This is a genomic window from Frondihabitans sucicola, assembly GCF_030296615.1.
GTDB classification, from domain to species: domain Bacteria; phylum Actinomycetota; class Actinomycetes; order Actinomycetales; family Microbacteriaceae; genus Frondihabitans; species Frondihabitans sucicola.
Window position 1 is genome coordinate 1,914,712 of the sequence record NZ_AP027732.1, and the last position, 23,205, is coordinate 1,937,916.

General features: G+C 68.0%; 18 protein-coding genes, 5 pseudogenes and 1 riboswitch. Of the genes and pseudogenes, 19 read left to right on the forward strand and 4 right to left on the reverse strand.

All coding sequences use genetic code 11. The features are described from left to right. Positions 1 to 83: 83 nt before the first annotated feature. Complete coding sequence (locus QUE79_RS09920) at positions 84 to 1,268, forward strand: Gfo/Idh/MocA family protein (RefSeq protein WP_286346519.1); 1,185 nt, start codon at positions 84 to 86, stop codon at positions 1,266 to 1,268. Between the two features lie 108 nt (positions 1,269 to 1,376). Here QUE79_RS09920 and QUE79_RS25460 read toward each other — a convergent pair whose 3' ends face one another. Continuing rightward, entirely contained in the window at positions 1,377 to 1,877 is a 501-nt protein-coding gene (locus QUE79_RS25460) for a LacI family DNA-binding transcriptional regulator (RefSeq protein ID WP_350271694.1), read from the reverse strand. On the opposite strand from QUE79_RS25460, the gene QUE79_RS25465 reads away from it, so the two are divergent. Further along, the gene (locus tag QUE79_RS25465) at positions 1,800 to 2,111 is read left to right on the forward strand and encodes a hypothetical protein (protein ID WP_350271753.1); all 312 of its coding nucleotides are present in this window, start codon (positions 1,800 to 1,802) and stop codon (positions 2,109 to 2,111) included. The two genes, QUE79_RS25460 and QUE79_RS25465, sit on opposite strands and share 78 nt — an antisense overlap. 185 nt (positions 2,112 to 2,296) lie before the next feature. On the opposite strand, the pseudogene QUE79_RS25470 reads toward QUE79_RS25465, so the two are convergent. Then, positions 2,297 to 2,395 (reverse strand): annotated as a pseudogene (locus tag QUE79_RS25470) (LacI family DNA-binding transcriptional regulator); the annotation flags it as partial. Between the two features lie 108 nt (positions 2,396 to 2,503). Between QUE79_RS25470 and QUE79_RS09930 the strand changes: the two are divergent. The 7 genes and pseudogenes from QUE79_RS09930 (at position 2,504) to gcvP (ending at position 10,908) form a co-directional block, all read left to right on the forward strand. Continuing rightward, positions 2,504 to 3,682 (forward strand): Gfo/Idh/MocA family protein, encoded by a 1,179-nt coding sequence (locus QUE79_RS09930; protein WP_286346520.1) that lies wholly within the window; start codon positions 2,504 to 2,506, stop codon positions 3,680 to 3,682. Then, entirely contained in the window at positions 3,679 to 4,686 is a 1,008-nt protein-coding gene (locus QUE79_RS09935) for a sugar phosphate isomerase/epimerase family protein (RefSeq protein WP_286346521.1), read from the forward strand. Before QUE79_RS09930 ends, QUE79_RS09935 begins: the two co-directional genes overlap by 4 nt. Positions 4,687 to 4,943: 257 nt before the next feature. Beyond that, positions 4,944 to 5,465 (forward strand): SseB family protein, encoded by a 522-nt coding sequence (locus QUE79_RS09940; RefSeq protein ID WP_286346522.1) that lies wholly within the window; start codon positions 4,944 to 4,946, stop codon positions 5,463 to 5,465. 246 nt (positions 5,466 to 5,711) lie between these two features. Next, positions 5,712 to 5,978: a hypothetical protein gene (locus QUE79_RS09945; RefSeq protein WP_286346523.1), complete on the forward strand. Its 267-nt coding sequence runs from the start codon at positions 5,712 to 5,714 to the stop codon at positions 5,976 to 5,978. 268 nt (positions 5,979 to 6,246) lie between these two features. Continuing rightward, positions 6,247 to 6,342: riboswitch (glycine riboswitch) on the forward strand. A gap of 142 nt (positions 6,343 to 6,484) precedes the next feature. After that, positions 6,485 to 7,626 (forward strand): annotated as a pseudogene (gene gcvT, locus QUE79_RS09950) (glycine cleavage system aminomethyltransferase GcvT). A gap of 11 nt (positions 7,627 to 7,637) precedes the next feature. Beyond that, entirely contained in the window at positions 7,638 to 8,012 is a 375-nt protein-coding gene (gene gcvH / locus QUE79_RS09955; RefSeq protein WP_286346524.1) for a glycine cleavage system protein GcvH, read from the forward strand. After that, positions 8,009 to 10,908 (forward strand): annotated as a pseudogene (gene gcvP / locus QUE79_RS09960) (aminomethyl-transferring glycine dehydrogenase). The gene gcvH and the pseudogene gcvP overlap by 4 nt, the downstream one beginning before the upstream one ends. A 133-nt stretch (positions 10,909 to 11,041) precedes the next feature. Here gcvP and QUE79_RS09965 read toward each other — a convergent pair. Continuing rightward, entirely contained in the window at positions 11,042 to 11,527 is a 486-nt protein-coding gene (locus QUE79_RS09965) for a peroxiredoxin (protein ID WP_286346525.1), read from the reverse strand. Between the two features lie 43 nt (positions 11,528 to 11,570). After that, positions 11,571 to 12,364, reverse strand: a pseudogene (locus tag QUE79_RS09970) (CPBP family intramembrane glutamic endopeptidase). A 289-nt stretch (positions 12,365 to 12,653) separates the two neighbouring features. Here QUE79_RS09970 and QUE79_RS09975 point away from each other — a divergent pair. From QUE79_RS09975 to dapC, 10 genes and pseudogenes are all read left to right on the forward strand, one after another. After that, a complete protein-coding gene (locus QUE79_RS09975) occupies positions 12,654 to 14,291 on the forward strand; it encodes a peptide ABC transporter substrate-binding protein (RefSeq protein ID WP_286346526.1) in 1,638 nt (545 codons plus the stop codon). Between the two features lie 132 nt (positions 14,292 to 14,423). Further along, positions 14,424 to 15,353, forward strand: a complete 930-nt coding sequence (locus QUE79_RS09980) for an ABC transporter permease (protein ID WP_286346527.1) — start codon at positions 14,424 to 14,426, stop codon at positions 15,351 to 15,353. Then, positions 15,343 to 16,293, forward strand: a complete 951-nt coding sequence (locus tag QUE79_RS09985; RefSeq protein ID WP_286346528.1) for an ABC transporter permease — start codon at positions 15,343 to 15,345, stop codon at positions 16,291 to 16,293. Before QUE79_RS09980 ends, QUE79_RS09985 begins: the two co-directional genes overlap by 11 nt. Continuing rightward, positions 16,290 to 18,050 carry a dipeptide ABC transporter ATP-binding protein gene (locus QUE79_RS09990; RefSeq protein WP_286346529.1) on the forward strand — a complete coding sequence of 587 codons (1,761 nt, stop codon included), beginning with the start codon at positions 16,290 to 16,292 and terminating at the stop codon, positions 18,048 to 18,050. The genes QUE79_RS09985 and QUE79_RS09990 overlap by 4 nt, the downstream gene beginning before the upstream one ends. Positions 18,051 to 18,255: 205 nt before the next feature. Then, on the forward strand, positions 18,256 to 20,163 hold the full coding sequence (gene typA, locus QUE79_RS09995) for a translational GTPase TypA (protein ID WP_286346530.1): 1,908 nt from the start codon (positions 18,256 to 18,258) through the stop codon (positions 20,161 to 20,163). 90 nt (positions 20,164 to 20,253) lie between these two features. Then, entirely contained in the window at positions 20,254 to 20,442 is a 189-nt protein-coding gene (locus tag QUE79_RS10000) for a hypothetical protein (RefSeq protein ID WP_286346531.1), read from the forward strand. A 56-nt stretch (positions 20,443 to 20,498) separates the two neighbouring features. After that, the gene (locus QUE79_RS10005) at positions 20,499 to 21,272 is read left to right on the forward strand and encodes a PIG-L family deacetylase (protein WP_286346532.1); all 774 of its coding nucleotides are present in this window, start codon (positions 20,499 to 20,501) and stop codon (positions 21,270 to 21,272) included. Then, positions 21,269 to 21,763, forward strand: coding sequence for a DUF6113 family protein (locus tag QUE79_RS10010; RefSeq protein WP_286346533.1), 495 nt, complete (start codon positions 21,269 to 21,271; stop codon positions 21,761 to 21,763). Before QUE79_RS10005 ends, QUE79_RS10010 begins: the two co-directional genes overlap by 4 nt. A 3-nt stretch (positions 21,764 to 21,766) precedes the next feature. Next, a complete protein-coding gene (gene fdxA / locus QUE79_RS10015) occupies positions 21,767 to 22,093 on the forward strand; it encodes a ferredoxin (protein ID WP_286346534.1) in 327 nt (108 codons plus the stop codon). Positions 22,094 to 22,099: 6 nt separating this feature from the next. After that, positions 22,100 to 23,199, forward strand: a pseudogene (gene dapC / locus QUE79_RS10020) (succinyldiaminopimelate transaminase). Positions 23,200 to 23,205 lie beyond the last annotated feature (6 nt).

Below are 23,205 nucleotides of genomic sequence, written 5' to 3' on the forward strand. Positions count from 1 at the left end.
ATAAACGGGGCACCCACGTAGTCTCGAGAGGCGCCGATTCGTCGGCGCCCCCAGCACCTCCCGCGTCGAAGGAGACCACTCGAATGAACACCCGCCGCCCCCTCGGAATCGGACTCATCAGCGTCGGCTGGATGGGGCGGCTGCATTCGAAGGCCTACTCGTCGATCCGGTACGCCTATCCCGAGGCGCAGTTCTCCCCGCGCCTCGTGGTGGCGGCCGACGCGGTCCAGGCCAACGCCGACTACGCGGTCGACGTCCTCGGCTACGAGCGCTCCACCCTCGACTTCCGCCAGGTGCTCGCCGACCCCGAGGTCGACGTCGTCTCCATCTGCGCGCCGAACTTCCTGCATCGGGAGTTCGCGCTCGCCGCCGCTGCCGCAGGCAAGCCCTTCTGGATCGAGAAGCCGACCGGCCGCGACGCCTCCGAGACTCGCGACATCGTCGACGCCGCAGCGGCGGCCGGGCTCGTCACCGGCGTCGGCTTCACCTATCGGCAGGCGCCGGCCATCCAGCACGCCAAGCGGCTCATCGCCGACGGGCGGCTCGGTGAGATCACCAACGTCAAGGTCTCGATGCTCGCCGACTACTCGGCCGACCCGCTGGGCGCCCACACGTGGCGCTACGAGACCGCGCGAGCAGGGTCGGGCGTCCTCGGAGACCTGCTCTCGCACGGCATCGACCTCGCCACGCAGCTCGTCGCCCCCATCGGCGACGTCACGGCGCTGACGCAGACCGTCATCACCGAGCGGCCGAAGCCCGCAGGCGTGACCGTCGGCCACGTCCAGGCTTCGGCCGACGACCCGAAGCTGCCCGTCGAGAACGAGGACTACGCCTCGATGCTCGTGAAATTCGCAGGATCGCGAGCCGTCGGGTTCCTGGAGGCCAGTCGCGTCGCCGTCGGGCCCCGCTCCGACTACGCCATCGAGGTCTTCGGCACGAACGGGTCGCTCCGCTGGTCGTTCGCGAGCATGAACGAGCTCGAGGTGTGCCTCGGCACGGATGGCGACACCCACGGCTACACGACCGTGCTGGCGGGCCCCGGCGACGGCGACTACTCGCACTTCCAGCCCGGCCCCGGCATCGCGATGGGTTTCGACGATCTCAAGACCATCGAGGCGTTCCAGTTCTTGCAGTCGGTCGTCACCGGCACGCAGGTCGCGCCCTCGGTGGGCGACGCACTGGCCGCCGCCCGGGTGGTCGCCGCCGCCGAGGCGTCGGCCGCCGACGGTGCGTGGCACCACGTCGAGTCGGTGCCCGCCACCGTCTGACCTGCACGGCCGTCCAACTCGCCCCACCGTCCCTCTCGCACCACCGACTACCGCTCCCGCCGCCGGACACCGCCGGAGGCGGGTGGATCCGTGCTGTGCGGCGTCGACTCAGCGACGGGCGGCGGCCGTCGACGACCGCACGACGAGCGACGGCTCGACCAGGGTCGTCCGCGGCGGCAGCGTCGGGTCGTCGATCCTGCTCAGAAGGGATCTCGTGACGGCAGAGCCGACCTCGGCGCCTCGGTCGTCGACGGTGGTGAGGTCGAGGGTGTGGCTGCTGGCCAGCGGTGAGTTGTCGAAGCCGACCAAAGAGACGTCCTGGGGCACGCGGAGGCCGCGTTCGCCGAGGGCTGCGAAGGCCCCGAGCGCCATGGTGTCGTTGGCGGCGAAGACGGCCGTGACGTCGGGGTGCTCGTCGAGCAGGGTCGTTGCCGCGCGGTAGCCGTCGGGCTCGTTCGTCTCGGCGCCTGCGCCGGTGACCACGGGGGCGAGGCCGGCCTCCTGCAGGCGTTGCTCGTACGCGATCCTGCGATGCCGGGCGCTGCCGCCCGAGCCCGTGAGGTGGCCGATCCGGGTGTGCCCGAGAGCGAGCAGGTGGTCGACCGCCAGGCGGGATCCTGCCTCTTCGTCGACGGCGACGCTGTCGGCCCCGGGATTCCGCGCTCGCGTCCGCCCGCCACGACCGTCGGCACGGGCGTGCTGCGCGGTCCGGCGAGGGCTTCGACGACGGCCTCGGTGGGCTCGGCCGCCACGACGAGGCCCTCGACACGCATCGCGAGGAAGGCGTCGACCGGGCTTCCGCCGAGGCGGGAGTTCAGCTGCATGTCGGTGACGGTGACGTAGTGGTTGTGGCCGAAGAGCTCGTCTTCCATGCCGCGGATCAGCCCGACGAACCAGAGGTTGGTGTAGTCGTCGACGACGACGCCGATGCTGCCCGTGCGGTTGCCGGCCAGCGAGGTCGCCGCGAGGCTCGGCCGGTAGCCGAGCGACTCGATCGCCGCTTCGACGGCCAGGCGACGCTTCTGGCTGACCCCCTTGCCGCCGCGAAGGACGAGCGAGACGAGCGACTTCGAGACCCCCGCGCGATCGGCGACGTCGTAGATCGTCGGCCCTCCGCCTTTTCGCATTGACGCGCCCCTCGTTGGTATGTACTGTCAAACCTAGCGTTTGTGTAGCGCTCCATTTTTACACAGTTTCACCTCCACCCCTTTCGTTTCGAAGGAGAAACCCCACTCGTGGCCACAGAAATCGGCGTCGCCGTCATCGGCGCAGGCATGGCGGGCAAGGCACACGCCGCCGCCTACCGCGTCGCCTCGTCCCTCTACAACCCGGTGCTACCGCCGGTTCGACTCGTCTCGATCGGCGACGTGAACGCCGAGTTCGGCTCGATCGCCGCGAAGCGGTTCGGCTACGAGCGCAACGACACGTCGTGGCAGGCCATCGCCGAGGCCGACGACATCGACGTGGTGAGCGTCGTCATCGCGAACTCGCTTCACCGCGAGGTCGTCGAGGGTCTCCTGGCCGCAGGCAAGCACGTCCTCTGCGAGAAGCCGCTCAGCGACTCGCTTCCCGATGCCCGCGCCATGGCGGCCGCCGCCGCCGAGTCCGACAGCATCGCCCGAGTCGGCTTCACCTTCCGCCGTACCCCGGGCATCGCCTACATTCGCGAGCTGATCCAGACCGGCGTGCTGGGCGAGGTCTTCCACTTCTCCGGCCGCTACTGGACCGACTACGGTGCCGACCCGCAGGGCCCGATGAGCTGGCGCTTCGCAGGCCCGGCAGGATCCGGCGCGCTCGCCGATGTGGGAAGCCACCTCTCGTACGTGGCCGAGTTCCTCTGCGGTGACGTGAAGAGCGTCAGCGGCGGGCGCCTGTCGACCGTCATCGACCGGCGCCCCAAGCCGCTCGGGGCGGTCATGGGTCACGACCACGCCGAGGTCGGAGACGAGCTCGCCGACGTCACGAACGACGACTACGCGGCCTTCTCGGCCGAGTTCGCCACCGGCGTCGGCGGCTTCGAGGTCTCCCGTGTCGCCGCCGGCCACGCGAACAGCCTGATCTTCGAGGTCTTCTGCGCCAACGGCTCCGCTCGCTTCGACCAGCGTCGGCCCTCCGAGATCGAGCTGTTCCTCACGGGCGGGCCGTCGGCCACGAACGGCTACCGCCAGGTCATCCTGGGGCCGGCGCACCCCTACATCGCGGGCGGCCTCGCCATGGACGCCCCGAGCGTCGGCTTCGGGCAGAACGACGCCTTCGCGTACCAGGCCCGGGCCTTCCTGGAGGAGGTCGCCGGCATCGACGAGAACGACTCGCTGCCCCGCTGCGCCGGCTTCGACGAGGGGATCCACAACCTGGAGTTCCTCGCCGCCGTCGCCGAATCCGCTCAGAACGAAGGAAAGAAGGTCTCGCTGTGAAGCTCGGCGTCTACAACGCGATCCTGCACGACCGTCCACTCCCCGAGGCCCTGAAGGTCGTCGGCGACCTCGGCCTCACCGGCATCGAGGTCAACTCGGGCGGCTTCCTGCCTCCGGTCCACATCCCGAACCTCGACGAGATCGTCGCGTCGCCCCAGGCGGCCGCCGACTATCTCGGCGTCTACGAGGGCACCGGCGTGAGCATCGCCGGCCTCAACTGCAACGGCAACCCGCTCCACCCGAACTCCGTGATCGGCGACGCGCACGCGAACGACATCCGCCGTTCGATCGAGGCCGCGGCGGCGCTCGGCCAGAACCGTGTCGTCACGATGTCCGGCCTGCCCGGTGGGTCCCCGACGGAGCAGCACCCGAACTGGCAGGTCAACGCCTGGAACTCGGCGTCCCTCGACATGATCGACGACCAGTACGAGGTGGCGGTCGCGTTCTGGAAGGAGATCGACGCGCTGGCGCGGGACCACGACGTCAAGGTCGCGCTCGAGCTCCACCCCCAGAACCTCGTCTTCAACTCCGAGGGGATCCTGCGTCTCGTCGAGCAGGGCGGCCTCACCAACATCGGCGTCGAGCTCGACGCCAGCCACCTGTTCTGGCAGCAGATGGATCCGGTGGCGGTCGTCCGTCACCTCGGCTCCCTCGTCTTCCACGCCGCGGCGAAAGACATCAGGATCAATCCCGCCGTCGCTCTGAACGGCGTCCTCGACAACAGCTTCCGCAAGCTCAGGCCGGACGAACCGCGCACCCATCTCGGCGGCGACGAGTGGGCCAACGAGTGGCCGAAGGATTCCGCGTGGGACTTCGTCGCGCTGGGCAAGGGGCACGACACGGCCTACTGGACCGAGTTCCTGCGAGCCTTGCACGACGTCGATCCTGAGATCGCTGTCAACATCGAGCACGAGGACGTCGAGCTCGGCCGGATCGAGGGGCTCGAGATCGCGGCGAGCGTGCTCAGGGACGCCGACGCTGCCCTGCAGGCCTCGCTCGTCTGAGGCCGGCGCGCCTCGCCGCGAGGTCGCCCGACCCCTCGCGGGTACGCCGCGAGGTCGCCCGAACCCTCGCGGGTACGCCGCGAGGTCGCCCGAACCCTCGCGAGATGGCCCGATCTGTCGCCTGCTGGCGAGCGACCCCACAGAACGGGCCATTTCGTGCGGGGCAACCGGCTCGGGGAGCGGCGCGCCCCGCCGCCGTCCCCCGAAACGCCGCCGGGATTGAGCGCTTACGGAGGTTGAGCGGCCAGGATTGCCGGATGACTTCCACCGACGACGCCTCGACTCCCGACGACGCAGCCATCAGCGCCCCCGACCGCGAGCAGACGCCGCTCGAGTCGGCGATCGCGAACGGCCAGGCCGGCCAGGGTGACATGAACGACGTCATCGCGCAGTTCGTGAACGCGCTCATCGTCGTTCCAACGGCCACGGAGGTGACCGACGACCTCAACGAGCTCCAGCCGGTCCTCTTCGACCGCGAGGGCACGCCGATGCTGGCCGTGTTCAGCCACGTCGACCGCATTCCCGAACAGGTCGCCGATGTTGCGTCCTACGCCGTGCAGATGCCGGCCGCCGAGCTCGTCCAGGCGATCCCCGACGAGACCGGCCTGGTGGTGAACCCCGGCAGCACCGAGGGGTTCGAGATGCTGCCCGAGGGTGTTCAGCAACTGGCGAACGACGTGCGTGGCCTCGTGGCCGCCATGGAGGAGTCCGAGGCCCAGCAGCAGTCCGAGACGTCGACCCCGTCGAAGGTCGACCCCTCGAGCATTCCCAACTTCTAGATCGTGATCGGCGGGGCCGGGGGCGGGCTCCGGGAGGACTCTCCTCCGCGGCCGGACGAGTCGTGATCGTCGACGCGAGGTGCGTGAGTTCGAAGTGATCGATCCGTGACGACAGGCAATCATTCGGAGCCCTTCGAGGGACCGCTCTCCAGAGACATCCCCGTCGTGCGTCGTGGCCCGGCGGTGAGCTACGCAAAGAGGCCGACCGGTCCGGTCACGTTCGGAAGAGTCGTCGTGGACGGACGGTTGATCGGCTTCGTCTACTACTCGGACTCACACGACGCGCTGGGTTTCCTCGCCGCCGACGGCGCCGGAGATTTCGGGCAGAACGCGGCGGGATCCTGGTCACGATTGTTTCGTTTCCAGTTTGAGCGTGCGTTGAGTCCGTCCGAGGCCTTTGCCAAGATCGCCGAGGGTGAGTCCGGCAGCGAGGCGGTCGGCAACCTCGTGCCCGGCTCGACGGAGAGCGTCTCGACGTTCGACGCCCTCGACGCTCTGGCCAGGAGGTCGTGACCGACGGGCCGCTCGCCCCGTTCGTCGAGGCGATCCCGTGAGCCGTTGCGGTCGGTGCGAGGAAATCGAAGGGGATTCTTCGTCTGACAGGGGTTTCACGCGCGAAACGGGGCCGCTTCGGAGGAATCCCCTTCGATTTCGGCGGAGTCGGCGACAGCACAGGCGGAGCCCGAGATCGCGGCTACGCGCGGGAGGGCAGGCTGAGCCGCGACACGCGCACGAAACCCAAGGCTTGCTAGGCTCGACGCACAACCGAACATCGGGCCAGAACCACAGCGCGGGAGAGTGCTCGACCATCACGGTCGGCCACCGAAGGAGCAAGCTTCCCCGCCAATCTCTCAGGTAGACGTACCGCGCAGTGGTGGCCACTCTGAAAAGCAGGAGCTGATCATCGCGCCTCGCCCACGGTGAAAGTCGACGGCCAGCGCGTGGCCCGGCGAAGCTCTCAGGCTCATGACAGAGGGGGATTCCTGCTGACACGCTCGACGAGCCCACCGGAGTCCTGAATGACCGATGCACTAGTCCCGCCCGACGAGGGTGCGGTCGAACCTCGCTACAGCCCGCTCCACGACGTCCACGTCGAGGCCGGTGCGAGCTTCACCGACTTCGCCGGCTGGCAGATGCCCGTCCGCTACTCGTCCGATCTGCAAGAGCACCACGCCGTCCGCCAGGCGGCCGGTCTCTTCGACCTCTCCCACATGGCCGAGATCGCCGTCGTCGGTCCCGATGCCGGGCCGTTCCTCGACGCGGCCCTCGCCGGCACGCTCTCGAGCATCGCCGTCGGCCGCGCGAAGTACTCGCTGCTGCTCGCCGAAGAGGGGGCATCCTCGACGACCTCGTCGTCTATCGCCTCGACGACCACGACTTCCTCGTGGTCGCCAACGCCGGCAACCGGCAGGTCGCCTTCGAGACGCTGGCGAAGCGGGCGCACGGCTTCGACGTCACCGTCGACGACGAGAGCGACGACACCGCTCTCATCGCGATCCAGGGTCCCGAGGCCGAGGGGGTCCTCGACGAATTGATCACGCAGGATCGCCTCGCCCCCGACTCCCCGCTGGCCGAGTTGCGCTACTACCGCGTCCTCCAGGGCACCTTCGACGACGTCCCCGTGCTCGTCGCCCGCACCGGGTACACCGGCGAAGACGGCTTCGAGCTCTATCTCGACAACGAGACCGCGCCGTCGCTCTGGCGCGCCATCGCCGAAGCCGGCGCCTCGCGCGGCGTCGTGCCCGCCGGGCTGGCGAGCCGCGACACGCTCCGGCTCGAGGCCGGCATGCCGCTCTACGGGCACGAGCTCGGGCTCGACACCCGAGCCGCGCAGGCCGGTCTCGGTCGCGTCGTCGACCTCTCCAAGGACGAGTTCGCCGGGCGCGACAACGCCCTGCCGGCCGAGGGCGCCCGGGTGCTCGTCGGCCTCGCGCTCGAGGGCAAGCGCGCCGCGCGCGCGGAGTACCCCGTCCTCGATCCTGCTGGAGTCGTCGTCGGCGAGGTGACCAGCGGGGCCCTCTCGCCGACGCTCGGTCACCCGGTCGCCATGGCGTACGTCGATCCTGATTTCTCCACCGTCGGAACCGCGCTCGGTGTCGACGTGCGCGGCACCACCATTCCTGCGACCGTCGTCGCGCTCCCCTTCTACAAGCGCTCCTGAAAGGGCCACCCGTGTCTGACCTCACCACCCTCAAATACACCGCCGAGCACGAGTGGCTCCTGATCGACGGCGGCACCGCCACCGTCGGCATCACCGACTACGCGGCCGACAAACTCGGCGACGTCGTCTACGTCGACCTTCCCGCCGTCGGAACCGACGTCGAGGCGGGCAAGGTCGTGGGCGAGATCGAGTCGACCAAGTCGGTGGGCGAGCTCTTCGCGCCGGTCCTCGGCACGGTCCTCGCGATCAACGACGCCGTGGTCGACGCGCCCGACCTGGTGAACTCGTCGCCGTTCGACGACGGCTGGCTGATCAGGATCACGCTCTCGGGCGATCTCCCGACGCTCCTGAGCCGCGACGAGTACGTCGCCCTGACCGCCGAATGAGCGGCGACCTGATCCAGGGCACCGCGGCCGAGGGTTTCGCCGATCGCCACATCGGGACGACCCCGACCGAGCAGCAGACCATGCTCGAGGCTCTCGGATTCGATACCGTGCGCGCCCTCGTCGAGAAGGCCGTACCCGACAGCATCCGCGCCCGAGAGCTCCCCTCCACCGTGCTGCCCGAGCCGATCGGCGAGCAGGAGACGCTCGCCGAGCTCCGCACTCTGGCGAACCGCAACCGCGTCAACCGGTCCTTCCTCGGCCTCGGCTACTACGGCACGGTCACCCCCGCGGTCATCCAGCGCAACGTCCTCGAGAACCCGAGCTGGTACACGGCGTACACGCCGTACCAGCCGGAGATCTCACAGGGCCGCCTCGAGGCCCTGATCAACTTCCAGACCATGGTCGCCGAGCTCACCGGTCTCATCACGGCGAACGCCTCCATGCTCGACGAGTCGACGGCCGTCGTCGAGGGGATGCTCCTCGCGAGGCGCGCCTCCAAGGCCGCGAACAACACCTTCGTCGTCGACTCCGACGCGCTGCCGCAGACGAAGGCGCTCCTGCGCGGCCGCGCAGCAGCGGTCGGCATCGACCTGGTCGAGCTGCCGCTCGCGGTGACGTCCCCGACCGATCTGCCCGAGGCCTTCGGTCTCTTCGTGCAGTACCCCGGTGCGAGCGGGCGCGTCTTCGATCCTGCGCCCCTCGTCGACCAGGTCCACCTGGGGGCGGCCTCGCGGTCGTCGCCGCCGACCTGCTCGCCCTGACCCTGCTCACGGCACCCGGCGAATTCGGGGCCGATGTCGCCGTCGGCACGAGCCAGCGCTTCGGCGTGCCGATGGGCTTCGGCGGCCCGCACGCCGGTTACATGGCCGTCCGCACCGGCCTCGAGCGTCAGCTGCCCGGCCGCCTCGTCGGCGTCTCGCAAGACGCAGTCGGCAACCCGGCGTACCGCCTCAGCCTGCAGACCCGCGAGCAGCACATCCGCCGCGAGAAGGCGACCTCGAACATCTGCACGGCGCAGGTGCTCCTCGCGGTCATGGCGTCGATGTACGCCGTCTACCACGGGCCGTGGGGCCTCACGCACATCGCGAAGCGCACGCATCAGCACGCGGTCGATCTCTTCGCAGGGGCGGAAGCGGCCGGCATCGAGACCTCGAGCGACGTGTTCTTCGACACGGTGACCTTCGTCGTCCCGGGCCGAGCGAACGAGATCGTCACGCGCGCCCACGAGCGCGGCTTCCTGCTGCTCGAGGTCTCTCCCGACCAGGTCGCCGTGTCGACCGACGAGACGACCACGCGCGACGATCTCGCCGTCCTCGGTGAGCTTCTCGGCTTCGAGGTCTCCGCCGGTTCCGCGTCGGTGATCCCAACCGAACTGCTGCGCACGAGCGATTTCCTGACCCACCCGGTCTTCCGGACCCACCGCAGCGAGACCAGCATGATGCGGTACCTCAAGCACCTGGCCGACAAAGACTATGCGCTCGATCGCGGCATGATCCCGCTGGGCAGCTGCACGATGAAGCTCAACGCCGCCACCGAGATGGCCGCCGTCACCTGGCCGGAGTTCGCGAACATCCACCCGTTCGCCCCGGCCGACGACGTCAGCGGCTACCTCGAGCTGATCGGCCAGCTCGAGGGCTGGCTGGCCGAGGTCACCGGCTACGACACCGTCTCGCTGCAGCCGAACGCGGGCAGCCAGGGCGAACTCGCCGGGCTTCTCGCGATCCGCGGCTACCACCTCGACCGCGGCGACAGCGGCCGCACCGTCTGCCTCATCCCGCAGTCGGCCCACGGCACCAACGCCGCCAGTGCGGTGCTGGCCGGTCTGAGGGTCGTCGTGGTGGCCTGCGACGACCAGGGCAATGTCGATCTCGGCGACCTGAGGGCGAAGGTGCAGGATCACGCGGCGGAGCTCGCCGCCCTCATGGTCACCTACCCGTCGACCCACGGCGTGTACGAGCACGACATCCGCGAGATCACCGACGCCGTCCACGAGGCCGGCGGCCAGGTCTACGTCGACGGGGCGAACCTCAACGCGCTGCTCGGCTTCGCCCGCTTCGGGGAGTTCGGCGGCGACGTGTCGCACCTCAACCTCCACAAGACGTTCTGCATCCCGCACGGTGGCGGTGGCCCCGGCGTCGGACCCGTCGCGGCCAAGGCGCACCTGGCGCCGTTCCTGCCTGGGCACCCGCTCGCGCAGCAGGCCGACCGCCGCACCGGCAGCCCCGCGGCCGCCGAGGGGCAGCGCCTCGCGCACTCCGGTGTGCCCGTCAGTGCCGCTCCCTACGGGTCGCCCAGCATCCTGCCGATCTCATGGGCGTACGTCCGCATGATGGGCACCCAGGGCCTCACAGAGGCGACCGGGGCGGCTGTGCTGGCGGCCAACTACGTGGCAGCGCGCCTCCGCGACCACTATCCGGTGCTCTACGCCGGCGAGGGAGGTCTCGTGGCGCACGAGTGCATCCTCGATCTGCGGCCGCTCCGCGACGCCACCGGCGTCACCGTCGACGACGTGGCCAAGCGCCTGATCGACTACGGATTCCACGCACCGACGATGTCGTTCCCCGTGGCGGGCACGCTGATGGTCGAGCCGACCGAGAGCGAAGACCTGGGCGAGATCGACCGCTTCGTCGAGGCCATGATCGCGATCAAGCACGAGGCCGATCGGGTCGGCAACGGCGAGTGGTCGGCCGACGAGTCGCCGCTGCGCGGCGCCCCGCACACGGCCGAGGCGGTCATCGCGGGGGAGTGGGCTGCGGCGTACTCCCGCGAGGAGGCCGTCTACCCGCTGAAGAGCCTCGTGCGATCCAAGTACTGGCCCCCGGTGCGCCGCATCGACCAGGCCTACGGAGACCGCAACCTCTTCTGCGCCTGCCCACCGGTGGAGGCCTTCGCCTAGAGGTTCCTACCCCGCTGCCGCAAAACGTTTTGCGGACACATCCACGTGCCGCGGCGCGTGGATGTGTCCGCGAAACGTTTTGCGGCGGAATGCAGGAGGAGGAATGCAGGAAGCGGGGTGCAGGAGGCCGGCTTCAGGAGGCGACGTGCAGGCCGGCGAGAGCCTGTTGGATGACGCCGGCCGACTGGAACTTCGCGCCGACGAGGGAGACGTGCTTCCAGGCGATGAGGCCTGCCGAGTCGATCACGAAGACCGAGCGACGCAGGCCCAGCCCCTTGAGGCCGACACCGTAGCGTCGGACGGCTGTCCCGTTCTCGTCGGCGAGGAGCGGAAACGAGAGTCCCTGGTGGCGGGCGAAGTGTTCGTGACTCTCGACGCCCTGCTTGCTGATGCCCCACACCTCGGCGCCGAGCCCCTCGAAGCCGGCGAGTTCGGACTGGTAGCTGCACAGCTGCGCGGTGCAGACGGCCGTCTCGTCACCGGGGTAGAACGCCAGCACGACGGGGGAGCCGTGCCGGGCGGAGAGGCAGAAGGTGCTCTTCTCGACGGCACCGTCGACCAGACGAATGCCCGGCAGAGAGAAATCGGGGGCGATGTCGCCGATCTCGGGAGTGCTCATTGCACGAGCGTACGACGCCCAACCTTTCGGCCGGCGGTGAATCTCAGTGCGTCCCGAACAGGGACGGGAACGCCGCTGCCGCCCACGGATAGCCCACGAACACGGCGGCGTCCATGAGGAAGTGGGCGATCACGAGGGGAGGATCCGCCCGAATCGCATGTAGAGCCAGCCGAAGACGACGCCCATGACCGCGTTGCCGACGAACGCCCCGAAGCCCTGATAGAGGTGGTAGGTGCCGCGCAGCAGGGCGGCGGAGAGCAGGATCGGCCACGTCGACCATCCGAGGTCTTTGAGCCGCGCGAAGAGGTACGCCACGACGATGACCTCCTCGGTGACGCCGGAGCGGAACGCCGACAGCAGGAGCACCGGCACCGTCCACCAGTGGGCGGCCAGATTGGTCGGGACCACGTCGACCGTGATGCCGATCGCGCGCCCGACGAAGTACAGCGCCAGTCCGGGAATCCCGATGGCGAGCGCGAGACCAGCACCGCCCAGCGCATCCTTGCCGACCCGGGAGAAGTCGATGCCGAGCCGCGCCAGATGCGGCGCCGCGGTCTTCCAGAGCAGAAACCCCACGAGGACGACCGGAACCAGGTCGAAGGCGTTCTCGAGCACCTGGTAGACGAAGTCGAACAGTTCTCGGCTGTCCAAAGAGGTGTTGAGCGTGGCAGTCTGGCTCGAGAGCGACTTGGACCTGGTCAGAAGGTCCAGGATCTGCACGACGGAGTAGACCGCGCTCGCTCCGAGCGAGAGACCGAGGACCAACAGGATCTCGGCGCGGATCCGCCCGCGAGTCACCCCTTCTGGCAGCGTCTCGGCGAGTGGGTAATCGGGCATGCGTCCTCCTGGTCGTCGCCCATGATGTCAGATCGTTACGAAGCACTTGCGTCTGCGGGGTGCAACTGCTTACTCCTCAAAACGCAACTTTGTTGCGCCGCATCCCAAATCGACGCACAAAAGCAATCAATCTCGCAACGAATTTGCTCGGCGTGTTTCCAAGTCGTAACGCTTTCGCCCGTGGTTTGGCGTTTCGCAACGCGTTCCTTATGGTCTTCTTATCCAGAGCGGATCGTCCTGCCTTCAGCAGGGTGCCGCTGTGCGTCACATTCCACAGGAGGAACATTCAGTGAAAATCACTGGTAAGCGGCTGCGCCCGCTCTTCGGCGCCATTGCGATCGTGGGAGCGGCCAGCGTCGTCCTCGCGGGCTGCAGCTCGTCGAGCAGCACGAGCCCCACGAAGTCGGCCGCAGCAGGCGACACGTCCGCGGTCATCTCGACGAACGGCAGCGAGCCGCAGAACCCGCTGATCCCGTCCAACACCACCGAGACCGGCGGCGGCAAGATCGTCACCTCCATCTTCGAAGGTCTGGTCAGCTACGACGCCAAGGGTGCCACGGTCAACGAGGTCGCGAAGAGCATCAAGTCGTCCGACCAGCAGAACTGGGACATCAAGCTCAACAGCGGCTGGAAGTTCACCGACGGCACCGCCGTGACTGCTGAGTCGTTCACCAAGGCCTGGGACTGGGCGGCCAAGTTCTCCAACGCCCAGAGCGCCGGCTACTTCTTTTCCAACTTCAAGGGCTTCGACGCCGCGAAAGACTCCGACCTCGACCTGACCGTCGTCAGCCCGACCGAGTTCAAGGTCGCGCTCACCGCTCCCCAGGCCGACTTCCCCCTGAGCCTCGGCTACTCGGCGTTCTACCCGCTGCCCGCGTCCTTCTACAAGGACACGAAGGCGTTCGGCCAGAACCCCGTCGGCAACGGCCCGTACAAGCTCAAGTCGGCCACGGCGTGGACCCACAACGTGGGCATCAACCTCGTGACCAACAAGGACTACAAGGGCAAGCGCAAGCCGGTCAACGGTGGTCTGGACATCAAGTTCTACACCACGACCGAGGCCGCCTACGCCGACGTCCAGTCGGGCAACCTCGACATCCTCGACGCCGTTCCGGCTTCCGACTTCGCGACCTACAAGTCGGACTTCCCGAACACCAACGCCAACCAGGCGGCGGCGATCTTCCAGTCGGTGACGATCCCCAGCTACCTCGCTCACTTCGGTGAAGACAAAGAAGGCAAGCTGCGCCGCGAGGCCATCTCGCTCGCGATCAACCGCGCCCAGGTGACCAAGGTCATCTTCCAGGGCACGCGCACCCCGGCGAAAGACTTCACGTCGCCGACGATCGACGGTTACTCGGGCAGCCTCAAGGGCAACGACGTCCTGACCTACAACAAGACCAAGGCCAAGAAGCTCTGGGCCGAAGCCAACGCGATCTCGCCCTACAGCGGCACCTTCAGCATCTCCTACAACGCTGACGGCGACCACAAGACCTGGGTCGACGCGGTTGCGAACAGCATCTCCTCCACGCTCGGCATCAAGGCCGAGGGCAAGTCGTACCCGATCTTCTCGGCTCTCCTCGCCGACGAGTCGGCTCACAAGATGACCGGCGCCTTCCGCTCCGGTTGGCAGGCCGACTACCCGTCGCTGTACGACTTCCTGGCTCCGCTGTACGGCACCGGACAGGGCTCGAACTACGGTCAGTACACGAGCAAGGAGTTCGACAACTACATGACCGAGGGTTCGGCCAAGACCACCGTCGCGGCGGCCAACAAGGTCTACCAGAGCGCTCAGGAGCTGCTCCTGAAAGACCTGCCGGCCATTCCGCTGTGGTACTCGAACGTCACCGGCGTCTGGAGCACCAAGGTCGACAACGTCAAGTTCGGGTGGGATTCGGTTCCGCTGTACTTCGAGGTTTCGAAGAAGTAGTAACTTCGCGTAACCTCACTTGATACAAAACTGAAAGGTCCGGGGTGGGTTTCACCCCGGACCTTTTGGTGAGTTCCCTATCTGAATCATGATTGCGACCAGTATGTTTTCGCAGAACCGAGAGGTGGCCTGATGGTCTGGTACGCCAGCCGGCGCCTCCTCCAGCTCATCCCCGTCTTCTTCGGGGCCACGCTCCTCATCTACTTCATGGTGTTCGCCCTCCCCGGCGACCCGGTGGCTGCTCTCTACGGCGACAAGCAGCCCAGCCCCGAGGTGATCGCTCAGGTCCGGGCGCAGTTCAACCTCGACAAGCCCTTCATCGTCCAGTACCTGATCTGGATCGGGCACCTCTTCCAGGGCAACCTGGGCACCACCTTCTCGGGCATCCCCGTGATCGACCAGCTCAAGCAGGCCTTCCCGATCACGTTCCGGCTCTCGATGCTCGCCCTCCTGTTCGAGGCCGTCGCCGGCATCCTGGTCGGCCTCGTGTCCGGCCTTCGCCGCGGCAAGATCTTCGACAACAGCGCCCTCGTCGTGAGCCTCCTGCTCATCTCGGTGCCGACGTTCGTCATCGGCTTCCTGCTCCAGTACTTCTTCGGTGTCAAATGGGGGCTGTTCTCCACGACGGTGAGCGCTGCTGCTCCCTGGCACGAGCTGGTCCTGCCCGCCATCGTGCTGGCCACCGTCTCGTTCGCGTACATCGTGCGGCTCACCCGTTCGTCGGTGGCCGAGACCATGAACGCCGACTTCGTCCGCACGGCCACCGCCAAGGGCCTCCCGCGCCGTCGCGTGATCTACGTTCACATCCTGCGCAACTCGCTGGTACCGGTCGTCACCTACCTCGGTGTCGACATCGGCTCGCTCATGGTCGGTGCGATCGTGACCGAGGGAATCTTCAACATCCAGGGCGTGGGTGGCACCGTGTACAAGGCGATCCAGCTCGGGCAGGGGCCGACCGTCGTCGCCTTCGTCGCGATCATGGTCATCATCTTCATGCTGGCGAACCTGCTCGTCGACCTCCTGTACGCCCTCCTCGACCCCAGGATCCGTTATGCCAAGTAGCCCCAGTCAGCTGTCCGCCGACCACTTCGTCGCGGACCTCGAAGAGACGCCGATCCGGGCCGTCGACGCCGTCGACGAGAGCGAGAAGCCTCGAAGCAGCTGGACCGACGCCTGGGAGAGCATGCGTTCCCGGCCTCTGTTCTGGATCTCCGGCGTCCTGATCCTGCTGATCATCGCCGTGGCGATCTTCCCCGGTGTCTTCAACCACGTCAGCGCCACGTCCGCCAACCTGAACAACAGCAACGGCTCTCCGCGGGCCGGCCACATCATGGGCTTCACCTACCAGGGCCAGGACGTCTACGCGCGACTCATCGTCGGTGCCCGGGCCTCGCTCACGGTCGGTATCCTCGCGACGCTCATCTGCACCGTCATCGGCATCATCATCGGCGCCCTGGCCGGGTACTACGGCGGCTGGCTCGACGCGGTCGTGTCTCGCATCGGGGACATCTTCTTCTCGATCCCGACCGTCCTCGGGGCGATCGTGATCATGACGACGATCCCCAACCGCACGCCGCTGACCGTCGCGGTGATCCTGGCCATCTTCGCGTGGCCGCAGGTCGCTCGGCAGATGCGCGGTGCCGTCATCTCGGCGGCTGCGACCGACTACGTGATGGCGTCCACGGCGCTGGGGGTCTCCCGATTCCGCATCCTGATCCGTCACGTCGTCCCCAATGCCATCAACCCGGTGATCGTGATCGCGACCGTGTCGCTGGGAACCTTCATCGTCGCCGAGTCGACGCTGTCCTTCCTCGGCATCGGCCTCCCCGGAACGACCATCTCCTGGGGTAACGACATCAGCAGCGCGCAGACCTACCTGCGCACCGCGCCCCTGCCGCTGCTCTGGCCGGCCGTCGCCCTGAGCATCACCGTTCTCTCGTTCCTGATGATGGGTGACGTCGTCCGCGACGCGCTCGACCCGAAGGCGAGGGCCCGCCGATGACCACCACCACCGAAACCAGCACGACCACGAATTTCGAGGCGCAGAAGGGCAAGCCCCTCCTCGAGATCAAGGGCCTGAACATCGGCTTCAAGACGCAGAACGGGTACGTCGAGGCCGTTCGCGGCGTCGACCTCTCGCTCGGGCAGGGTGAGACCCTCGCAATCGTCGGCGAATCCGGCTCGGGCAAGTCGACCACGGCGACGTCGATCATCGATCTCCTTCCCGGTACGGGCAAAGTCACGTCGGGCGAGATCTGGTTCGACGGCAAGAATCTGGTCACGCTGCCGAAGGCCGAGCTGTCCGACATCCGGGGCCGCGAGATCGGCTACGTTCCGCAAGACCCGATGTCGAACCTCGATCCGGTGCTCAGCATCGGCTGGCAGGTCGAAGAGACGATTCGCGCCAACCGCGTCGCCACGGGCCGCAAGGAGGTCAGGGCGCACGCCATCCAGGTGCTGAAAGACGCCGGGCTCTCCGACGCCGACAAGCGCCTCAAGCAGTACCCGCACCAGTTCTCCGGCGGTATGCGCCAGCGCGTCCTGATCGGCATCGGGCTTTCGTCGCGACCGAAGCTGCTCATCGCCGACGAGCCGACCTCGGCTCTCGACGTGACCGTGCAGCGTCGCATCCTCGATCACCTCGAGACGCTCACCCGCGACTACGGAACCTCGGTGCTCTTCATCACCCACGACCTCGGGCTCGCCGCCGAGCGCGCCGAGAAGCTCGTCGTCATGTACAAGGGCCGCGTCGTCGAGTCGGGGCCCTCGCAAGAGATCCTCGCGAACCCGCAGCACCCGTATACGCAGCGCCTCGTCGCTGCAGCACCGAGCCTCGCGAGTCGCAGGATCCAGTCGCAGATCAGCCCCAGCGTCACTCACGGTGTCACCGTGTCCGACGTCGGCTCGGACGACGCCCTTCGCATCGAGCAGGCCCACGAGCGCGAGGCCGCCGCCAGCAAGGCGAAAGACTTCATCAAGGTCGAGAACCTGACGAAGGTCTACAACATCCGCCAGGGCGGCTTCAAGTCGCTCGAGCTGAAGGCCGTCGACGACGTCTCGTTCGAGATCCCGCGCGGCACCACGATGGCGCTGGTGGGCGAGTCCGGGTCGGGCAAGTCGACGGTCGCCAAGCTGGTCCTTCAGCTCGAATCGATCACCTCGGGCACCGTGGCGGTCGACGGACAATCCATCGGCGCCCTCAAGGGCCGCGAGCTGTTCGACTTCCGGCGTCGAGTGCAGCCGGTCTTCCAAGACCCCTACGGCTCCCTCGACCCGATGTACAGCGTCGGCAACACGATCGCCGAACCGCTCACCACGCACAACATCGGCGATCGGGCGAGTCGGCAGGCGCGCGTGCGCGAGTTGCTCGAGCAGGTCTCGCTGCCGGTCTCGACCATCAACCGGTATCCGAACGAATTGTCCGGCGGTCAGCGTCAGCGCATCGCCGTCGCGCGCGCTCTGGCTCTGAAGCCCGACGTCATCGTCCTCGACGAGGCGGTCTCAGCGCTCGACGTGCTGGTCCAGGGGCAGATCCTGAACCTGCTGACCGACCTGCAGTCCGAACTCGGCCTCACGTACCTCTTCATCACCCACGACCTCGCCGTCGTCCGGCTGGTCGCCGACAACGTGTGCGTGATGCAGAAGGGCAAGGTCGTCGAGCGGGCCACCACCGACGAGGTGTTCAGCAACCCGGAGCAGGCGTACACGCGCGATCTGCTCGAGGCGATCCCCGGGGCGAACTTTCAATTCGGAGCGTAGCGACGGATTGAAAGCAGACAAGCACAGCGCTTTCGGAGCGTAGCCACGAAACAGCCCCGCAGGGTCCGCCCCGCGGGGCTGCTTCTACGCCCTGAGAGGACGAATCCCGCTGTTCACCCGTCTCCGGGTAGACTCTTGAGGTCGGGGCCATGGTCGCCCCCATCGAGACTTTCTCCCATCCCCCTCTCCTGAAGGACGTATAACTATGGCGACTGCCATTCGCAGTGACCTGCGCAACGTGGCAATCGTTGCCCACGTCGACCACGGCAAGACGACGCTCGTCGACGCGATGCTCAAGCAGACCAACAGCTTCGACGCGCACTTCGACACCGAAGACCGCATGATGGACAGCAACGAGCTCGAGCGCGAAAAGGGCATCACGATCCTCGCGAAGAACACCGCGGTGCTCTACAACGGCGAGCACGCGACGGACGGTCCGATCACCATCAACGTGATTGACACCCCGGGCCACGCCGACTTCGGTGGCGAGGTCGAGCGCGGCCTGTCCATGGTCGACGGCGTCGTCCTGCTCGTCGACGCGTCGGAGGGTCCGCTGCCGCAGACCCGCTTCGTCCTCCGCAAGGCCCTCGCGGCCAAGCTGCCCGTGATCCTGCTGGTCAACAAGACCGATCGCCCCGACGCGCGCATCGACGAGGTCGTCGCCGAGTCGCAAGACCTGCTGCTCGGTCTGGCCTCCGACCTGGCCGACGAGGTCGAAGACCTCGATCTCGACGCGATCCTCGACGTGCCCGTCGTCTACGCCTCCGGCCGTAACGGCGCTGCCTCGACCAACAAGCCCGAGAACGGCACCCTGCCCGACAACGACGACCTCGAGCCGCTGTTCGACGCGATCCTCAAGCACGTCCCAGCTCCGACCTACGACGACGAGCACCCGCTCCAGGCTCACGTCACGAACCTCGACGCGTCGCCGTTCCTCGGTCGTCTCGCCCTCCTGCGCGTCTTCCACGGCACGCTGAAGAAGGGCCAGACCGTCGCCTGGGTCAAGTCCGACGGCTCCGTCCAGAACGCCAAGATCACCGAGCTCCTGATCACGAAGGCCCTGTCGCGCTACCCGGCCGAGAGCGCCGGCCCCGGCGACATCGTCGCCGTCGCCGGTTTCGACACGATCACCATCGGTGAGACGCTCTCCGACCCCGACGATGTCCGCCCGCTGCCCACCATCACGGTCGACGACCCGGCCATCTCGATGACCATCGGCACCAACACCTCGCCCATCATCGGCAAGGTCAAGGGCCACAAGCTCACCGCCCGCATGGTCAAAGACCGCCTCGACCGCGAGCTCGTCGGTAACGTCTCGCTCAAGGTCGTCGACATCGGGCGCCCCGACGCGTGGGAGGTCCAGGGTCGCGGCGAGCTCGCCCTGGCCATCCTGGTCGAGCAGATGCGCCGCGAGGGCTTCGAGCTCACCGTCGGCAAGCCCCAGGTCGTGACGCGTCGCGTCGACGGCAAGCTCCAAGAGCCTTTCGAGCACATGACCATCGACGTGCCCGACGAGTACCTCGGTGCCATCACGCAGCTCATGGCGGCCCGCAAGGGGCGCATGGAGAACATGGCGAACCACGGCTCGGGCTGGGTGCGCATGGAGTTCATCGTCCCCGCGCGCGGCCTCATCGGCTTCCGCACGCAGTTCCTCACCGACACCCGCGGAACCGGCATCGCCAACGGCATCAGCCACGGCTACGACTCCTGGGCCGGCGAGATCTCGACCCGGACCAACGGTTCGATCATCGCCGACCGCACCGGTGTGGTCACTCCGTTCGCCATCATCAACCTCCAAGAGCGCATGACCTTCTTCGTGCAGCCCACCGAAGAGGTCTACGAGGGCATGGTCGTGGGCGAGAACTCGCGAGCCGACGACATGGACGTCAACATCACCAAGGAGAAGAAGCTGACCAACATGCGTCAGTCGACCGCCGACAACTTCGAGTCGATGACGCCGTCGCGCGTCCTCTCGCTCGAAGAGGCGCTCGAATTCGCCGGTGACGACGAGTGCGTCGAGGTCACCCCCGACGCGATCCGCATCCGCAAGGTCGAGCTCGACGCCTCGGCCCGCCAGCGCAGCACCGCTCGTCTCAAGAAGCAGAACGCGTAGCGCTGACGCCTTCGTGAAGACGCCCCCGGCTCGACGAGCCGGGGGCGTTTCGCGTCTGTGCGCGTAGAGTGCCGCGCAGGAGGCACTGACATGCTGGTGGTACTCGGAATCGTGGTCGTCGTCGTGGTCGGGGCGGTCTTCCTCGGCAACTCGCAGGGCTATGCCGGACGCCGTCAGCGAGAGGCCGACTACCGGGCGATGGGCGACCGCGAATCCGCGGAAGCCCTGCAGCGCATGCAGCGCGACATCGACCGAGGCCGAGGCAACCCGCTCTTCTGATTCCCCTGGGCGCTTCCGGAGGTTCGCCGCGCCGGGCTCGCCTATTCTTGCTTGTGATGTCTTTCCCCGACGCCGCCGCACGCCGCACCGACTCCACGCTTCCGCGCGATCTCGAGAGAGTGCTGGTCGTGCACGCGCACCCCGACGACGAGACCATCTTCACCGGGGCGACCCTCGCCACCCTGGTCTCGGCGGGCGCCCGCGTCACCGTCGTGACCTGCACGCGCGGAGAACTCGGCGAAGTGATGCCCGACGACCTGGCCGCGCTGCGCGGAGATCCTGCCGCCCTTGCCGTTCACCGCGAGAGCGAGATCGCCCGAGCAATGCGCGAGCTCGGCGTCGCCGACCACCGTTTCCTGGGGGCGCAGGATGCCAGGACGACCGGGCTCCTCCCTCGTCCCTATCGCGACTCGGGCATGGAATGGGGCCCTGACGGTTCGCCCGTGCCCGTGGTCGACCTGCATCCCGCAGCCCTCTGTAACGCCGAGTTCGGCGAGATCGTCTCCGACCTCGCGGCCGTCGTGGCCGACATCCGGCCCGACGCGATCGTCAGCTACGACAGCGACGGCGGCTACGGGCACCCCGACCACGTGCGCGTCAATCGCGCGACGCTCCGCACGGCGCGCCTGGCCGGCGTCCCGTTCTTCGCCATCACCGGCGGGTCGGCACACCCCGAGGCCGCCCTGGCCGACGCGGACGTCGTCGTCGACGGCAAGCCGGTCTTCGAACGCAAAGTGCGTGCCCTCGAGGCGTACCGCTCGCAGATCCGCGTGCTCCAGACCGCTGGGGGCCCGCCCTCGAGTACCCGCACGGCGCCGTGGAGCCGGTGACCGTGGTCGAGACGTTCCGGCACGTCCCCGAGCCGTCCCGGGACACGGCTCCCGTCGCCCCGGGCCTCGACGAGCTCGGTGCGAGCGGCAAGATCGTCACCTACGTCCTCGCCCTCGTCGCCGGCGGTCTCTTCGGCGCCATCGGGACCGTGTCCCACCAAGACTCGGCGGGCGGCTTCCCGCTCGGGGCGGCGCTCTCCCTGCTGCTGGTCGTGGCCCTGCTCGTCGGCTTCCGCCTGCTGTTCGGCTCCCGCCTCGTCGGGATCGTCGCCGCCATCGGCCTCCTCGGGGCCGTCGCGATCCTGTCGCTCCCGGGATCCGGCGGGTCGGCGCTGATCCCTGCGAACCTCGCCGGCTACGCGTGGACCTTCGGACCGACCGTGATCGCGGTCATCGTGCTCGCGTGGCCACGATTGCCCCAGCGGGGGAGCGATAGGATGAAAGCCTCGCCGCGCGACCCAGACGCGCCCGATGCGAAGGAACAGATTTAGCCCGTGACGTATGTGATCGCCCTTCCCTGTGTCGATGTCAAAGACCGCGCCTGCATCGACGAATGCCCGGTCGACTGCATCTACGAGGGTGAACGCTCGCTCTACATCCACCCCGACGAGTGCGTCGACTGCGGTGCGTGCGAGCCGGTCTGTCCCGTCGAGGCGATCTATTACGAAGACGACCTGCCCGACAAGTGGGCCGACTACTACAAGGCCAACGTCGAGTTCTTCGACGAGGTGGGCTCGCCCGGCGGGGCCGCCAAGGTCGGCGTGATCCCGAAAGACCACCCGATCATCGCCGCACTGCCCCCGCAGGCCGCGGCCCACTAGGCGACGATGGCACTCGACCTGCCCGACTTCCCCTGGGACAGCCTGGCAGCGGTCACGGCGACCGCTCGATCTCACGAGGGGGCATCGTCGACCTCTCCGTCGGCTCGCCCGTCGACCCGACGCCGCCGATCATCCGTGACGCGCTCCGTGACGCGACCGACGCCCACTCCTACCCCCAGGTCGCCGGCACCCCGGCCCTCCGGCAGGCGATCATCGAGTGGTACGAGCGTCGCCGTGGTGTGACCGGCCTCACCGACGCGAACGTGCTCCCGACGATCGGCTCCAAGGAGCTCATCGCCGGTATGGCCCTGTGGCTCGGTATCGGGCCGGGCGACACGGTGGTGTACCCGCGCAACGCCTACCCGACCTACGAACTCGGCGCCGCCCTGGTCGGAGCCACCGCCCTCGCCTCCGACGACCCGGCCGAATGGCCCGCGTCCACCAAGCTCGTCTGGCTCAACAGCCCGGGCAACCCCGACGGCAGCGTGCTCTCGTACACCTCGCTGAAGGCGGCGGTCGATCGCGCGCGCGAACTCGGAGCCGTCATCGCGGGCGACGAGTGCTACGCCGAACTCGGCTGGTCGCCGTCGTACGACGGCGTCGCGACGCCCTGCATCCTCGACCCGCGCGTCATCGGCGACAGTCGCCACGGTGTCGTGTCGGTGTATTCGCTCTCGAAGCAGTCGAACCTCGCCGGGTACCGCGCCGGATTCGTCGCCGGATGCTCCGAGGTGATCGGCCAGCTCCTGGCCGTCCGCAAGCACGCCGGTCTCATGCCGCCGGCCCCCGTGCAACAGGCCATGGTCACGGCGCTCGGCGACGAAGCCCACGTCGTGGCGCAGAAAAAGCTCTACCGCGCGCGTCGCGCCCGCCTCGCGGCCGCCCTCGAGGGCGCCGGATTCCGCATCGATCGCAGTGAGGCCGGCCTCTACCTCTGGGCCACGCGCGGCGAAGACGCCTGGACGACCCTCGAGTGGCTCGCCGAGTGCGGCATCCTGGCAGCCCCCGGCACCTTCTACGGCGCCGACGGGGCAGAGCACGTCCGGCTGGCGCTGACGAGCACCGACGAGCGGATCGACGCGGCAGTGCGGCGCCTCTCCTCGTAGGGGCCG

What these genes read in the sequence shown, in the direction of transcription:
- QUE79_RS10000 (WP_286346531.1), top strand. Translation starts at nt 20,254, where the DNA reads ATGCTGGTGGTACTCGGAATCGTGGTCGTCGTCGTGGTCGGGGCGGTC.
- QUE79_RS10005 (WP_286346532.1), top strand. Translation starts at nt 20,499, where the DNA reads ATGTCTTTCCCCGACGCCGCCGCACGCCGCACCGACTCCACGCTTCCG.
- QUE79_RS09965 (WP_286346525.1), bottom strand. Translation starts at nt 11,527, where the DNA reads ATGAGCACTCCCGAGATCGGCGACATCGCCCCCGATTTCTCTCTGCCG.
- QUE79_RS25465 (WP_350271753.1), top strand. Translation starts at nt 1,800, where the DNA reads ATGCCGGGCGCTGCCGCCCGAGCCCGTGAGGTGGCCGATCCGGGTGTG.
- QUE79_RS09985 (WP_286346528.1), top strand. Translation starts at nt 15,343, where the DNA reads ATGCCAAGTAGCCCCAGTCAGCTGTCCGCCGACCACTTCGTCGCGGAC.
- QUE79_RS09980 (WP_286346527.1), top strand. Translation starts at nt 14,424, where the DNA reads ATGGTCTGGTACGCCAGCCGGCGCCTCCTCCAGCTCATCCCCGTCTTC.
- typA (WP_286346530.1), top strand. Translation starts at nt 18,256, where the DNA reads ATGGCGACTGCCATTCGCAGTGACCTGCGCAACGTGGCAATCGTTGCC.
- QUE79_RS09990 (WP_286346529.1), top strand. Translation starts at nt 16,290, where the DNA reads ATGACCACCACCACCGAAACCAGCACGACCACGAATTTCGAGGCGCAG.
- QUE79_RS09920 (WP_286346519.1), top strand. Translation starts at nt 84, where the DNA reads ATGAACACCCGCCGCCCCCTCGGAATCGGACTCATCAGCGTCGGCTGG.
- QUE79_RS09940 (WP_286346522.1), top strand. Translation starts at nt 4,944, where the DNA reads ATGACTTCCACCGACGACGCCTCGACTCCCGACGACGCAGCCATCAGC.